Origin of the sequence: Anaerotignum sp. MB30-C6, assembly GCF_030908465.1 — a bacterium.
Taxonomy (GTDB): domain Bacteria; phylum Bacillota; class Clostridia; order Lachnospirales; family Anaerotignaceae; genus Chakrabartyella.
Map to the genome: position 1 here is coordinate 505,980 of NZ_CP133078.1, position 14,584 is coordinate 520,563.

Genomic DNA, 14,584 nt, shown 5'->3' on the forward strand with positions numbered 1-14,584 from the left:
GGTAATACTATGACGAACAAGAAAAACACATTTTTTACTTTTTGTTGCTCCTTAGTTCCGGGAGCAGGAGAAATGTACATGGGACTTTATAAGCAGGGTATAAGCCTGATGCTGGTATTTTGGGGTGTAGGGGCCATTGGTGGCTGGGCAGGTTTGGAGTTGCTATGGGCCATAATTCCCGTTGTTTGGTTTTATAGCTTTTTTCATACCCACAATTTACGTAGTATGTCGGAAGAGGAATTTTCATCTGTGGAGGATAAGTACCTGATTTACAACGATTTTGACCTTGATCAGGCAGATGAAGCGTTGAAAAGAAATAAGAAGGTTGTTGCAGGGGCATTGATTTTCTTCGGTGTTTGTATGGTTGTACAAATGGGCATGAATTTGGTGGATCCTTATTTTAACGGAGTTTTGTGGGAGATTGCTCATAGACTGAATCGTAACGCTGTACGCATCATTGTTGCAGTGGCTGCTATTTGGGGTGGTTTACACTTGTTAAGAGGCACAAAAGCTGAAACCACAGAAGAAGGAGCATAACAGTTTAAAAATATAGAATTGGATTAAGGTTTCGAGACGAAAAGTTTCGAAGCCTTTTTTATTGAAACGTAATATAGTGTTTTCATGGATTTATTTTTGGTTTGTAAAAAATACAAGATGTGTTTCAAAATATTCCATAGTTCTTTTTTAAAAAACTGTTGACGTAGTATTAAATACTATTATAGAATGGGATGAGGTTTAGGATGATTATCATTGGCTTTTGCCGTTTTTTAAAGGAGGAAGAAACATGGTACAGATTATTACGGACAGCACTTGCGATTTATCTCGAGAAAGATTGGCGCAGATTGGTGCTGTATGTGTACCTTTAACGGTGCATTTTGGAGATCAGACTTTTATTGATGGTGAAAACCTAACGGCGGAGGAATTTTATCATAAACTTAGAACTCAGGATGAAATTCCAACCACAGCACAACCTACACCTCTCTCTTTCGAAGAAGCTTTTCAAAAGATTTTGGATAAAGGGGATGACGTGCTTTGCGTACTTTTGGGAAGCAAATTAAGTGGAACGGTACAGTCTGCCAATATTGCGAAAGAATCCTTGGAAAGCGATAAAATTTGGATATTAGACACGGATACCACTTGTGCCAGCTTAGGGCTTTTAGTTGAAATTGCGGCGAAACGTGCTAAAGAAGGAGCAACTGCGGAAGAATTGTTCCATGAAATGAAAGAACTTTCAGGCAGAGCAAAGGTTTACTGCGCAATGGAAACTTTAAAATATGTTAGAAAAGGTGGACGTTTATCTGGCACTGCAGCAATTGTAGGGACCATGTTAAATTTGCACCCTATAGTTACAACGGAAGATGGCTTAGTTATAAACATTGCAAAGGCAAAGGGAAAGAAGCGAATGTTTTCTAAGATGAAAGAGTTGGTTATGGCTAATGGCGTAGACGAATCTTATCCAATTATGTTTTCTCAGGGTGAGGGGAGCGATAATTTAGCGAAGTTGAAAGAATGCTTTGCAGAGGAATTTGATATTTCTGATTGCCTTGATGGGGATATTGGGCCCGTTGTTGGTACACATGCAGGTCCTGGTGCCGTAGCAGTTGGGATTATTGCAAAGAAATAAAACTAGAGTTTTAATTGAGCAGACACTGTAAATCATATCAGTGTCTGCTTTTTTGAATGCATTACTTGTGCAGGGTTAACCATGGAGGTAGTTTATAAGGGAATTCATATGGGTATAAGATCCCTTATGATTTAAAGAGTGGAGGAACTATGCCCTTGGCTAGTTTCTAAGAAATCCAAAGGGAGGGGGAAGAAGCCCATCTTTTCTTCGTATAGAAAGCATGATATACTGTGGTAAAGTATGACAGGAGGCAGAAAAATGACAGAAAAATTATATTATCGTGATGCGTATGCAACAAAATTTACAGCCTGTGTTCTTTCTTGTGAAGCGGTAAAAGGTGGCTGTTATCATATTATTTTGGACAAGACTTTATTCTATCCTGAGGGTGGCGGACAGCCTGGTGATCAGGGGATATTAGGTGGCGTTGTAATTTTTGATGTACATGAAAAAAATGGGGACATCATTCATTATGGGGAGAAACCTTTGGAAGTTGGCATAGAGGTTAACGGTGAGATTGACTGGAAGCATCGCTTCGATTTGATGCAAAATCATTCAGGGGAGCATATTATTTCGGGGATCATTTGCAAAAAATACAATTGTGATAATGTTGGATTTCATATGGGTAAGGATAGCATTACCATTGATTTCAACACACAAATCCCTACGGAGGATTTGCCTTGGCTAGAGGAGAAGGCCAATGAGGCAATTTGGAAAAATACGCCAATAGCCATATCCTATCCCAACAAAGGGGATTTAGAGGCGCTGGAATATCGAAGTAAAATAGAACTTGCAGGAGAAGTACGGATTGTACAAGCGGGGGAATACGATTGCTGTGCTTGTTGCGGAACCCATGTAAAGCTTGCAGGGGAAATTGGTATGATAAAGGTCATTGGTGCGCAGAATTATAAGGGTGGAACCCGATTGGAGCTGCTTTGCGGCAAGAGAGGGTTATCAAATTATAGAAACGTTCATCAGGCTGCTAGTGAGGTTGGCAGAGCCCTTTCTGTTCCCGCAGAAAACATTTCCAAGGGGGTAAACAAGCTCCTTCTGGAGAAAGATACATTGATTCAGGAGATGAAAAAATGGAAGTGGGATTCTTTTTTAAATAAAATTGAGAAGTTGCCAGAGGATGGGGAAAACGTACTAATTCTGGAAGAAGGCTTAAATGGAAGGGACATGACAGCATTGGCGGACTTGGCGGCGGAAAAGAATGACGGTCGTGCCATGGTTTTAACCCCTTCTGATAATGGGTTTGCTTTTGTTTTGGTGAGCCGTAAAATGGATGCCCGCAAGATTGCAGAGGAACTGAAGAAAGACTTTGATTGTAAAGGTGGCGGGAAAGACCAAGCTGTGCAAGGAAAACTAAGTGGAAATGAAGATGAAGTTGTGCGTTATTTTGTGGATAAAGGTTATATTCTGGTAAAGTAAGTATAGCTGGGGTAATTGTCTATCTGTAGGGGAAGGTTACTAAAGAGGACAGGAAAGAAGGCAGTCTAATCAAGTTTTGTGCACTAAAGAGAATTTTCAGACAATGAAATTCGTCGCCTTTGGTTTCACTTTCTATCTTTAAAAGCTTGTATGAAATGAGCTTTTAACAAAGACTGACGTCTTTTTTGCAGTCATAAAATTAATAAAGTCTTTAGATTTTTATTAGAGTTTCTTAGAATTCGGAAAAAAGATTTATGGTAATATAAACGAGAAAGGTTTGGTGGTTCACGTGGGAAACTTTCAAAAAAACAGAGAAAAACTAGAAGGTCTTTTGGAAGAAAATAGTGCTGCCCTTGTTTTTGCAGGGCAGGCACCTTATAAGCGAGGGGATGAGCAGTATCCTTTTTCTCCTGACCGAAACTTTTACTATGTTACGGGCATAGAGAGGGAAAATTGTATATTCTTTACGGCGAAGACAACTTCTGGGGTTACTACAACTTTATATATCCCCCGTGACAATGGAATTTTAGCCAAATGGGTGGGTGCAAATATTACAACTGAGGAAGCAAGGCAAGAATCGGGGATTGAAAACATCGAATTTATTGATAGTTTTCGTACGGATTTTGCGGCATTTCTTTTCAAGCATAACATCAAAACTGTGTATTTGGACTTAGAAAACAGGGATTGGAATGCACTGCCATCTACCGCCCTTTCTTTTGCCAATGAGCTAGGAGAAAGATTCCCAGGTTTAAACCTGCAGGATTTATACCCTATTTTTAGTGACTTAAGGTTAATCAAAGAAGAATGGGAATTGGAACGTATGCGAAAGGCCATGCATATTACGGAAGAAGGCTTTTATGCTATGATGGAGAACGCCCGTGGTGGCATGATGGAATACGAAATTGAGGCATATTTTGATTTTACTTTGACCAAAAATGGCGTAAGGCAAAAGGCTTTTCAGACTATTGCGGCGGCGGGGAAACGAGGCACCATTCTCCATTATGTAGAAAATAATCAGCCAACCAAAGATGGTGACTTGATACTGGTTGATGCTGGGGCGCAGGTGGGATGGTACAACGGGGATATAACCCGCACATTCCCAGTGAGTGGTAAATTTACCGATAGACAAAAAGAGGTATACAACATTGTTTTGGCGGGACAGAAAAAAGTCATTGAAACCATTCGACCGGGGGTTCCCTTTACCCGTTTAAACGAACTTTTAAAAGAGCATTACCTTGAGGAACTAAAAAAGCTAGGCTTGGTTGAAACCATGGAAGACGTTTCCAAGTACTATTACCATGGTGTTAGCCACTATTTAGGGGCAGAGACCCATGATATTGGACGATATATGGATCGGGATTTACAGGCAGGCATGGTTCTTACTGTGGAACCTGGGTTATATATTGATGAATGGGATATAGGCATTCGCATAGAAGACGATGTTTTGGTGACGGCTGAGGGTTGTGAAGTAATGACACAAAACATGATTCGTACCGTTGAGGAAATTGAAGGGTTCATGGCGAAAGGTAGAGAAGCATGAGCTTGAAAGAGACAGACTTATATGAACCCATACGAAGTTTTTTAGAAGATGAGGGATACCAAGTTCAGGCGGAAGTGAAGCATTGCGATATTGCTGCTGTGAAGGATGGAGAAACCCTAATCATAGAGTTGAAAAAGAGTTTTAATCTAAAGTTGGTGTATCAAGCCTTGGATCGACAAAGTTTAACGGATCAGGTTTTTGTTGCGATTCCTCGCCCTAAAAAAGGGCAGAGGGACAGGACTTGGAAGGATATGATAAAGCTTTTAAAGCGTTTGGAGCTAGGGCTAATTACCGTTGCCTTAGATAGCCCATTGCAAACCGTTGATGTGGTATTAGAGCCTTCTGATAGCTTAGTGCGGAAAAATCGAAAGAAGCAAGAACGATTACAAGCAGAGATAGAAAATCGGCATATTGCAGAGAATATAGGCGGTATGACCAGGCGGAAAATCATGACTGCATATCGGGAAAAGGCCATTGAGCTTTGTTGTATCATAGAGCAGTTTGATGAGATTGCCATAAAGGAATTACGGCAGATGGGAAAAGGAGAGAAATATCCTTCCATATTGCAAAGTAATGTGTATCAATGGTTTGAAAGAATAGAAAAGGGTGTTTACCGCCTTTCTTCAGATGGCCTAGAAACGTTGGAGTCTTTGGACTATGAAAAGGCCGTTTGTTATTATAGAGCTGTGTATAGAAAGGAAAAAAGAAAATGAGTATTTTAGGCAATGTACTTTGGCTGATTTTCGGTGGACTTTTTTCGGCAATTGGTTGGTTTTTGGCAGGAGTCGTCTGTTGTATCACGATAATTGGAATACCCATTGGCCTACAATGTTTTAAGTTTGCCAAGATGGTAATTTGGCCTTTTGGAACACAAATTGAGTATGGAAACTTAAATTCTGGGTCAATTATTCTAAATGTGATTTGGATTATATTCTGTGGAATTGAACTGGCAATGGGCTCTTTGGTTTTGGGAATTGCATGCTGTGTAACCATTATTGGGATACCATTTGGCATTCAGCATTTTAAATTTGTGGGTCTTGCATTGTTACCTTTTGGTGCACAAATTCGCAGATTTTAATAAATTATTTTAAAAAAGAGAGGGATAAAAGATGATTGTAACAACAACAAATGGTATTGAAGGCAAAGAAATTGTAGCTTACAAAGGAATCGTATTTGGTGAGGTAATTGCAGGTGTGAACTTTGTAAAGGACTTTGTGGCAGGCTTAAGTAACTTTTTTGGTGGAAGATCTGGTACATATGAAGAAGAATTGATTAATGCAAGGGAAAATGCTATTGCAGAAATGGTGAAAAGAGCTGCCGATATGGGAGCCAATGCCATTGTTGGCGTAGATGTTGATTATGAAGTTTTAGGAACTGACAACGGAATGTTAATGGTTACTGTTTCCGGTACTGCAGTGGTTTGTAATTAAACTAAACTTTTAGAAATTGAAGTGTTTAGGGGTAAAAAGAATAGCTAAATGAAAAAGGAAGTGCCTCAACGATTTACGGGGGCACTTCTTCAATTTAGGTAAAATACTACTTTAAACAAAGCAAATGTAATGTCTTTCATCTAGAAAAGCTGATGCTGCTTTTTGGGAAAGTCAAAAACAAAGGGTTTCATTGTTCATAATATTTTAACAAGAGCATATTTTTTGAAGTAAATAAAGATGATGGGAGCGGTATATTTGAAACGGTAAACAAGGATTTTCGAATTAAGTAAATGGCAAGGTTAAGTGGCAACCTAGAGATTTTAAGCTTTGGCTAATGGATAATATAAAAAGCAGATACAAGTTTGTATCTGCTTTTTAATATACTTTAGTTCATCATCACTCGTCACAGTCAGTCTCCATTTTAGAAACCTTTTTCTCATATATTTTCATACTAATGGTGAGAGCACCGAAGGTTAAGATAAATACAGAGATAAACATAATGATTCCTGTTGCAATTGATCCCATTAGGGCATCATATTTAATATAGGAGGAAACAGCAAAAAACAAGGCACACAGCAAGCTGGATGTAAGGCTAACGATTACGTTAGTTTTTCCATTTGCTTTTAGTTTTCTATCCCAAATGCCGTTTTTTATACAGCAAATAACCATATAAATGGAAAGACACATAAATACAATCCATTCCCCTGCTATGGCATGTGTAGTGGAATCATATACAACGGTTTGAATCATAATTGCAGCAAGAAGGGCCCAAAAGGCGAACCAAAACCCTTTGCTTTCAATTTTTAAAAGTTTTTGTTCCTGCATTTCATCTAAATTACTATTTTGTTTCTTCATCACTTTCATCCTCTCCAAAAAGCTCGTCTAAAGATTTTCCAAGAACTTTACAAATAGCTCTACATAATTTTATGGTTGCGTTATATTCACCCTGCTCAATGGCATTCATTGTTTGTCTGGAAACGCCAACTCTTTCTGCTAGTTGCTTTTGTGTCATGTCTAACTGGGCACGAGCAACTTTAATTGATATATTTCTTCCCATGTCATCACCTCTAGGCATATATTATATTAAAACTTACGTAATGTCAAGTATATACGACAATATATATTATATATTTGAATTTATGTCATAAATATTGTTTTGAGCATAAAAAATCAAAAGTTTTTATTAAATATGTCTGTAAAAGAGCAAAATATGTTAAACTATAAGAAAAAATTGTGAAAAGGAGTGATTTTATGAGGTTAACCATTGTTTTGACTCCATGCAAAGTTATTTTAGATTCTGTTTGCATGGAGTAAGTTGTTGATTTAAATAACTTTGCACTTTTATCATTCTAAGATAAGAAATCCCCTTGGGGTTTACCAATCAAATTTCGGTCAATCTACGAAAATAAAAGGAGTAAAGTAAAATGAAAAACAAAGAAAGTTTGAAAAAACATGATACTGTTTCTTTTGCATATGAGGAAGTGGATATTACACCTGATAAGCCTGTACACACCATCGGCTTCGGTCGGGAGGATGAGGTGTCAAAAGGCGTATTACATGGACTTTTGGCTCAGGTTTCCCTATGGCAATATGCGGAGGAATTGGGTTGTCTTCTTTCCATAGATCATATAGGGTTTTCCAAACAACATGGGAATGCTTTACGCAAGGAAGTGGGAGAAATTTTAGGCATAGGCATGGAAAAGGTAATGCTTTGCTTTTCCCATACCCATTCGGCTCCCAACGATAGTGTTGAAAAAGAATATTCAGACTTTGTGGACAATGAAATAAAAAAAGCCGTTGTTTCCGCCTCTAAAAAATTAAGACCCATCAAAGGGGCTTGGGGAAATGCTTATGGTGAAATTGGTTTGAACCGTAGGAAAGAAAGCAAAGAATTAGATAGAAGAATTGGGGTTTTTAAGGCTGTGGATGTGGAAAGTGGATGCTTAAAACTACTGCTATTGAGAGTAACAGCCCACGCTAATGTGTTGAAGGCGGACAATTATACGATATCGCCGGATTATTTTGGCACTGTGCGTGATGTTTTACAAGAACAGTATGGATGCCCTGTTATGGTAACCCAAGGGGCATCGGGTAACGTGGCTCCCAAGTATTTTTCTTCTAATATAACACCCCCTGATGCTTGCGATGAGCGGTTCATTCGTTCTTCGAAAGCCTTAAATATAATGGCTCAGGAATTGGCCAACCAAGTGAGTAAGGTCATTGACTCCATAGAACCTGTAGGGTTAAAAAATTTGGCTGCTTACTCCAAGTTTATAGACCTATATGCGGATGTCCCTAGCTACGAAAGGGCATTAGAAGTTGCAAAAGAGGCCAAGGCGTTTGCTGGCATTGATGGAGCCATGTGGTTGGCTGAGGTTCGGAGACTACAAAAAGAAGGAATAAAGCGCCAAAAAGATACCACTGAAATTCAGTATTTTTCCATAGGAAAAGGCTGCTTATGTGGCGTGGCAAATGAAATCATGTGTGAGTTTGCTTTGCGATCCATGGATTTGATAAAAAATGAATATTTTTACTTTGGCGGATACACCAATGGGTGTACAGGATATTTCCCAACAGAAGAAGAGTTTGATAAGGGGGGATATGAAGTTTATTGGTCTATGCTGATTTTTTATATTTATCATGGACGAGTATTTCCCTTAAATCGAAATGCTTGCACGGATTTGATTCATGCTGTTGTTGAAAATGCACCCCATGGAAAATAGTTTTTTTCGATAGCTTGTAGCAACAAAAGACGATAGAAGAAGTTACCGTCAAAGGTTTTTAAATTGAAGGCAAGGAGTGATTTTCTCTTTTCGTAGTCAGAATGGGGTTGGGAGTTCATACCCTTGAAAAATTGAAAAGAGACTCTAGGCTAAGACTTTACAAAGAATTTTATGGCATGGCTTGAAAAGGCTATGCCATTTTTTATTGTGTAAGGGGTTGTTGCACAAAGTTATTAGGGAAAGTATACTGAAAGGAGGAATTTGTTACATAAAGGGAGGAGGATTTTATGAAAGAAGAATTCAAGCTCGTGCAATATAAAAGAAATCATAGACACAATGGGGATTTAAGCCTGTTTAGCTTAGAGCGTGCAAAAAAAGTTTTAGCATTTCATAGTAGTTTTCCGACTTACAGCGAAACACCTTTGGTTTCATTGAAAAATACGGCGAAGGAGCTGGGGTTAGGAAGCGTTTATATAAAAGATGAGTCCCATCGCTTTGGTTTAAATGCCTTTAAAGTTTTGGGGGGCAGTTTTGCCATAGGAAGCTATCTTGCTCAAAAGTTGGGGCGAAGTATAGAAAACTTTACATATAGCGATTTTATTTCAGATAGAACAAGACAAGATTTGGGCGAGGTTACCTTTGTAACTGCCACAGATGGAAATCACGGCAGAGGTGTTGCTTGGACTGCAAAGACCCTGCAACAGAAGTCAGTGGTATATATGCCAAAGGGCAGTGCCATGGAGCGTTTAGAAAATATTTTAGCTGAGGGGGCAAAGGCATCTATTACTGAGATGAATTATGACGATGCCGTACGTTTTGCCCACGAACAGGCGGAGGAAAAAGGCTGGATTATGGTGCAGGATACGGCGTGGGAAGGGTATGCGGACATTCCCCTGTGGATTATGCAAGGGTATGGAACCATGGCCTACGAGGCGTATACCCAGCTGCCCGAAAGGCCGACACACATTTTCTTACAGGCTGGTGTCGGTTCGTTAGCGGGGGCGGTTACGGCTTTTTTTGCCGCCTTATACAAAGAGGAATGCCCCATTATCACCATTGTGGAGCCCAATAAGGCTGACTGTCTTTTCCAAACAGCACAGGCAAAGGATGGAAAGCTTCATTATGTAACAGGGGATATGGATACCATTATGGCGGGCTTAGCTTGCGGCGAGCCTTGCAGCATAGGCTGGGAGATTTTAAAGGAGTATGGAGATAATTTTATCTCTTGCCCCGATTATGTTGCGGCTCAGGGGATGCGTATTCTTGGAAACCCCATCAAGGGGGATGCGTCCATCATTTCAGGAGAAAGCGGAGCCGCAACCTTTGGCTGTGTTGCGGAGATTATGAGAAACCCTGCTTTGGCACAATGGAGGGAAAAGCTGAAGCTTAACGAGGATTCAAGGGTGTTATGTTTCAGCACAGAAGGGGATACGGATCGAGAGGGATACCGCTCTATTGTATGGGATGGAACATTTCCTAGGACATAAAAAGGTTGAGAAAGTTTTACATGTTTCCATCAAGAGAAAAGGGAAGTTTGGGAATTTTTTTTAATGGTTTTATGGAATTTGAAGAGGATTACATAAAAATGCGTTTATTCGGATTCACAACTTTATAAAATCTTTTCGCTGGCATCCGCGTTAACTATGCCTATAAATCAATTGACAATATTTGGAATATAAGGTATTATTATACAGAAAAGTTTATTGAATACCAATATCATGAAATTCAATACAATTTGATTTATGGAAAAAGAGGATCTTCTATGGAGTCGCTTAACGTTTCCAAAGCTCAAAAAGAAGTCATATATAAAAAATTGAGTGATAGCAATAGAATTTTTGTTAAATGAAAGAATACCTGCGAATATACTGTTGATTCCGCTTCTCCAATATCAATAACAGCACAAAGCGTCATGCAAAAAAAGAAGGTGAAAATTGTGAAGATTACTAATTTAATACCACAAAATGCGATTAAAAAGCAAAGTTCAGTTAAGAAAACAGATGACTTCAATAAATTATTTCAACAAAAAACAAACGAATCAAGAAAAAATTTTGATGCTTATCAAATTTCTGGTAAAAACAGACAAACACCAAATGACTCAGAAATCAAACCATCGCAATCAGGAATCGTGCGAGCAATAACAGTTCTTGAAGATCCATTATATCAGTTAAAAACCTTGACACATGAACAAAAAGTATTTTTAAATGAAAAATATGATTTATCAAAATTAAAGTGGGGCTCCCATGAGTACAATTGTTTTATGGGTGAACTGTACGAAATGGGAATTCTCTCAAATCTGCCAAATAGTGCTTCTTTGAATATTATTTCTGTTAATTTAGATGACAATGGAAATATCACTTCATACATAACCAAGGTGGATGAAATAGACGAAGACACCAACTTACTTGATTGGTTTTCGCAATCATTAGATTTAAATCGTAAAAGATATGAAAAAATACTTGAAAATGGAGTATCTTCACTTGCAGATACAATGTTTGCGAAGCAATTTGATTCTTATAAAACAATAAAAACAATTTTTTCTGATTTATTGCAGAATTAGACTTTGACGCAAAATTCCACTAAAATAAAAGTAAGGAGATACGTAGTCCGCATAAGGCAACGTATCTCCTTTTTAATTATATAAAGATTATTTTACTTCTGAAATATAATTCTTTCCAATAAGCATATCATAGGTCATCAATTCATGAAGTTTTTGCATTTCGTCACGCTTGCTTTGATTTTTATCAGGAGAAAAAAGGTTATAGTATTTACTCATAACTGGGCAAGTGCGATACAAGTCTAAAAGGAAATTGGTTTGAATGCTCTCAGGTGCATCAATATAATCTGCCATGAGGGCGGGCAGTAGATAAGGAGAAATGCATTCCTCATCATTTGCAAGGTATTCTTTGCCGGTATTATAATTTGTAAAAATCAAATAAGGGGTAGAGAACATGGTATACTTTTCATCTTCCGTCCACTGTGCCGCAGTAGAGGAAGTAATGGTGTTGGTTGAAGTATAGGGATCAAAATCATCTCCCAGAGTGGGCAGGTGATCCCCATACCAAAGAACAACCGTAGGCTTTTCTCGACTCATAATGTAATCGTATATTGATTTTAGAGCAAGGTCTGAATTTCTAACACCGGCGGCATAGTTTTCTAGGGTTAAGACCTGCTGGGGTGTCAGGTTTTCCCCTGTAACCTTTATCACTCTATCTTGCTCATCATATTTATCGTGATACATACTGTGGTTTTCCATGGTAATTGCCATGACGAATGTGCCCACATCATGGGGCTGCTCCAGTTGATAGATAATTTCTTCAGCGATGGTTTCATCGGTAATATATGGCCCGCTGTTCCAATGATGCTCTACATTGAGGTCATACTCCCCAAGGAAATCGTCAAAACCCATAAGTGGGTAAGCCTTATTACGGTCATAAAAGGTTTTCTGATAAGTATGAATACCAATTGCATCATAGCCCAAGTTTTTATAAGTTCTAGGGAAGGAGAAAATTTCTCCTTTTAGATACTGCTGATAGGGAATGTTGCCTGGTGGCAAAGCACTGGTGGACATGCCTGTTAGAATTTCAAACTCGGGGCGAACGGTACCACCGCCAAAGGTGGGGGAAATCATTTTCCCGCTAGGGTTAGTTTCTGCGATTTTTCTAAAGTTCTCTAAGGGGTCAGCGGAGAAGGAAACACCGTTTAAAACGGTAGGATCCCAGTATGCCTCAGAGAGTACCACAACAATATCGGGATTTTGAAAAGTTTCGCCGCTATTTTCTTGGGGCAAATATTTTTCAAAGGCGTGTTGGATATAGCCTTTGCTATAATTTTGAGGTTGTCCCATGTTTAAAGAGCCAAAATTTAAGGCAAATGCCGTTAAAAAGCCATGTTCCCCATAAAGTTCTGACTGTTTCGTGGATTGCCCTATGGTAATACCAAATACAGGAGTATAAATTTGATGCACTGTATCATTTGTCACAAATAGGCAAAGGCCAATTAAAAAAATAGGAGAAATAGGGGCACGGAATTTCCATTTCATAGGGATTGAAGGCGCCATGAAGTAGAGAAGAATACAGTAAAACAAGGTGCCACATAGAATTTCCCAAACGCCTTGGGGAATGACAATGGAACCTAAAAATTCTGTAAAGCTAGAAGCGTTCTGTGCCAAATAAATATCCCAAGGTAAAAAATGTTCCTTTAAAATGGAAAATTTAAAAAAGTCAACCAAGGATAAAATCATACAAATAAGGGCCGTAAGAAAAGAAGCCATGGCTAGTTTAGGTACAATGGCTATAAAAAAAAGATAAACAAGGCAAACCAAAAGCAGTCCATAAACAAAGGAGCCCGTATTGGCTGTGATGAGGGCATACATTTGATCTGAAGTTCCGAAGGATAGATAATTGGTTACAATGGTAAGATAAAATGGAAATAAAACGACCGTAATCCATTTAAAAATCTTTAAAGCCAGATTGCTATTAAAAAAATCGATGATTTCCTCTTTCATTTCACGAAAAGCATTCATAGAAAAAACCTCTCATTTCTAAGATTTATTATAAAAACATCAGGTGTTTTTATTCTCACACAATATAAAAGTATAACATAAAATTGGCTTTTCTTCAAGGTTGGGCTATGTTATCATGGGGAGAAAGAAAGGATGAGTTATGATGAAAACCATGGGGCTTTATGTCCATATTCCCTTTTGCAAGAGAAAGTGTTTATACTGTGATTTTCCTTCATATGGAAATATGAAAGGAAAATATGAAGAATATGTTTCAGCTTTGGAGATGGAAATTGAAAACCGGGGGCGGGATTGTGAAGGTAGGCAAGTAAGCTCTATTTTTTTTGGTGGAGGTACACCCACTGTACTTTCCAAAGAAATGTTAGCACGTTTGATGAGGAAAATAAAAGAGGTTTTTTCTGTATTAGAAGATGCAGAAATCACCATTGAGGCAAACCCTGGTACCATAGACAAAGAAAAAGGGATGGCTTTAAAAAAAATGGGCTTTAACCGATTGAGCATGGGCGTACAGGCTTGGCAAAACCGTCTTCTATCTACATTGGGGCGTATTCATACCATAGAAGAGTTTCAAAGGAACTTTCAAAATGCAAGGGAAGCAGGCTTTCAGAATATCAATGTGGATTTAATGTTTGCACTGCCTACACAAACTTTCGAAGATTGGAAAGAAACACTGGCAAGAATCACAGAAATGAACCCTGAGCATATATCTGCATATAGTTTAATTATTGAAGAAGGTACCCCCTTTTATGATGCCTTTGAAAAAGGAGACCTAAAAGAAATTGGGGAAGACCTTGACAGATTGATGTATCACTATGCCATTTCGTTTTTGGGGGATAGAGGATACAAGCAGTACGAGATTTCTAACTTTGCGAAAAAAGGGAAGGAAAGCCGCCATAATCAAGTTTATTGGGAGACAGAGCCTTATTTGGGACTAGGTTTAGGCGCCCATTCGTTTTTTAATGGAACGCGATTCCACAACACCTATGATATGGAAAAATATATTTTCGCAAACGGGGAATTATCTATATTAGAAGAGGAAAAGGTACTTGTTACAAAAAAAGATGAGATGGAAGAGTTTATGTTTTTGGGGCTAAGGATGACCAATGGTGTTTCCTATGAAAGATTTTCAAAGCGTTTTGACCTAGACATGAAGCAGATTTATGAAAAGGCCATTTCTACTTTTTTAAGGGACGGGTTATTGAAAGAAACACAAAATGGGGTTGCACTAACCACTAGGGGAATCGACCTTAGTAATCAAGTGTTTGCTGGGTTTTTACTTGATGAATAAGGGAAAAAAGCTTTTTGCATTTAATTTAGCAA

Annotated in this window: 14 protein-coding genes; 11 read left to right on the top strand and 3 right to left on the bottom strand. The window is 38.4% G+C overall.

Features of this window, described 5'->3' with window-relative positions:
- Positions 1-9: 9 nt before the first annotated feature.
- The 7 genes from RBQ60_RS02500 (at position 10) to RBQ60_RS02530 (ending at position 6,022) form a co-directional block, all read left to right on the top strand.
- Positions 10-537, top strand: coding sequence for a hypothetical protein (locus RBQ60_RS02500; protein WP_307885032.1), 528 nt, complete (start codon positions 10-12; stop codon positions 535-537).
- A 247-nt stretch (positions 538-784) separates the two neighbouring features.
- A complete protein-coding gene (locus tag RBQ60_RS02505; RefSeq protein ID WP_307885033.1) occupies positions 785-1,624 on the top strand; it encodes a DegV family protein in 840 nt (279 codons plus the stop codon).
- A 258-nt stretch (positions 1,625-1,882) separates the two neighbouring features.
- Complete coding sequence (locus tag RBQ60_RS02510; RefSeq protein WP_307885034.1) at positions 1,883-3,052, top strand: alanyl-tRNA editing protein; 1,170 nt, start codon at positions 1,883-1,885, stop codon at positions 3,050-3,052.
- Between the two features lie 289 nt (positions 3,053-3,341).
- Positions 3,342-4,592: an aminopeptidase P family protein gene (locus RBQ60_RS02515; RefSeq protein ID WP_307885035.1), complete on the top strand. Its 1,251-nt coding sequence runs from the start codon at positions 3,342-3,344 to the stop codon at positions 4,590-4,592.
- A complete protein-coding gene (locus RBQ60_RS02520; protein ID WP_307885036.1) occupies positions 4,589-5,305 on the top strand; it encodes a DUF2161 domain-containing phosphodiesterase in 717 nt (238 codons plus the stop codon). Before RBQ60_RS02515 ends, RBQ60_RS02520 begins: the two co-directional genes overlap by 4 nt.
- Positions 5,302-5,670 (top strand): YccF domain-containing protein, encoded by a 369-nt coding sequence (locus RBQ60_RS02525; protein ID WP_307885037.1) that lies wholly within the window; start codon positions 5,302-5,304, stop codon positions 5,668-5,670. Before RBQ60_RS02520 ends, RBQ60_RS02525 begins: the two co-directional genes overlap by 4 nt.
- A 31-nt stretch (positions 5,671-5,701) precedes the next feature.
- Positions 5,702-6,022, top strand: a complete 321-nt coding sequence (locus tag RBQ60_RS02530; protein ID WP_307885038.1) for a putative heavy metal-binding protein — start codon at positions 5,702-5,704, stop codon at positions 6,020-6,022.
- Between the two features lie 396 nt (positions 6,023-6,418).
- On the opposite strand, the gene RBQ60_RS02535 is transcribed toward RBQ60_RS02530, so the two are convergent.
- Entirely contained in the window at positions 6,419-6,877 is a 459-nt protein-coding gene (locus RBQ60_RS02535; protein WP_307885039.1) for a DUF6773 family protein, read from the bottom strand.
- Positions 6,861-7,079, bottom strand: a complete 219-nt coding sequence (locus RBQ60_RS02540) for a helix-turn-helix transcriptional regulator (protein ID WP_307885040.1) — start codon at positions 7,077-7,079, stop codon at positions 6,861-6,863. Before RBQ60_RS02540 ends, RBQ60_RS02535 begins: the two co-directional genes overlap by 17 nt.
- A 367-nt stretch (positions 7,080-7,446) precedes the next feature.
- Here RBQ60_RS02540 and RBQ60_RS02545 point away from each other — a divergent pair, with 367 nt between their 5' ends.
- The 3 genes from RBQ60_RS02545 (at position 7,447) to RBQ60_RS02555 (ending at position 11,302) form a co-directional block, all read left to right on the top strand.
- Positions 7,447-8,745 carry an alkaline ceramidase gene (locus RBQ60_RS02545; protein ID WP_307885041.1) on the top strand — a complete coding sequence of 433 codons (1,299 nt, stop codon included), beginning with the start codon at positions 7,447-7,449 and terminating at the stop codon, positions 8,743-8,745.
- A gap of 287 nt (positions 8,746-9,032) precedes the next feature.
- The gene (gene dpaL / locus RBQ60_RS02550) at positions 9,033-10,232 is read left to right on the top strand and encodes a diaminopropionate ammonia-lyase (RefSeq protein WP_307885042.1); all 1,200 of its coding nucleotides are present in this window, start codon (positions 9,033-9,035) and stop codon (positions 10,230-10,232) included.
- Between the two features lie 446 nt (positions 10,233-10,678).
- Positions 10,679-11,302, top strand: a complete 624-nt coding sequence (locus RBQ60_RS02555; RefSeq protein ID WP_307885043.1) for a hypothetical protein — start codon at positions 10,679-10,681, stop codon at positions 11,300-11,302.
- An 87-nt stretch (positions 11,303-11,389) separates the two neighbouring features.
- Here RBQ60_RS02555 and RBQ60_RS02560 read toward each other — a convergent pair whose 3' ends face one another.
- Positions 11,390-13,267, bottom strand: a complete 1,878-nt coding sequence (locus RBQ60_RS02560) for an LTA synthase family protein (protein ID WP_307885044.1) — start codon at positions 13,265-13,267, stop codon at positions 11,390-11,392.
- Between the two features lie 139 nt (positions 13,268-13,406).
- Here RBQ60_RS02560 and hemW point away from each other — a divergent pair, with 139 nt between their 5' ends.
- Complete coding sequence (hemW, locus tag RBQ60_RS02565) at positions 13,407-14,552, top strand: radical SAM family heme chaperone HemW (RefSeq protein ID WP_307885045.1); 1,146 nt, start codon at positions 13,407-13,409, stop codon at positions 14,550-14,552.
- Positions 14,553-14,584: the final 32 nt, after the last annotated feature.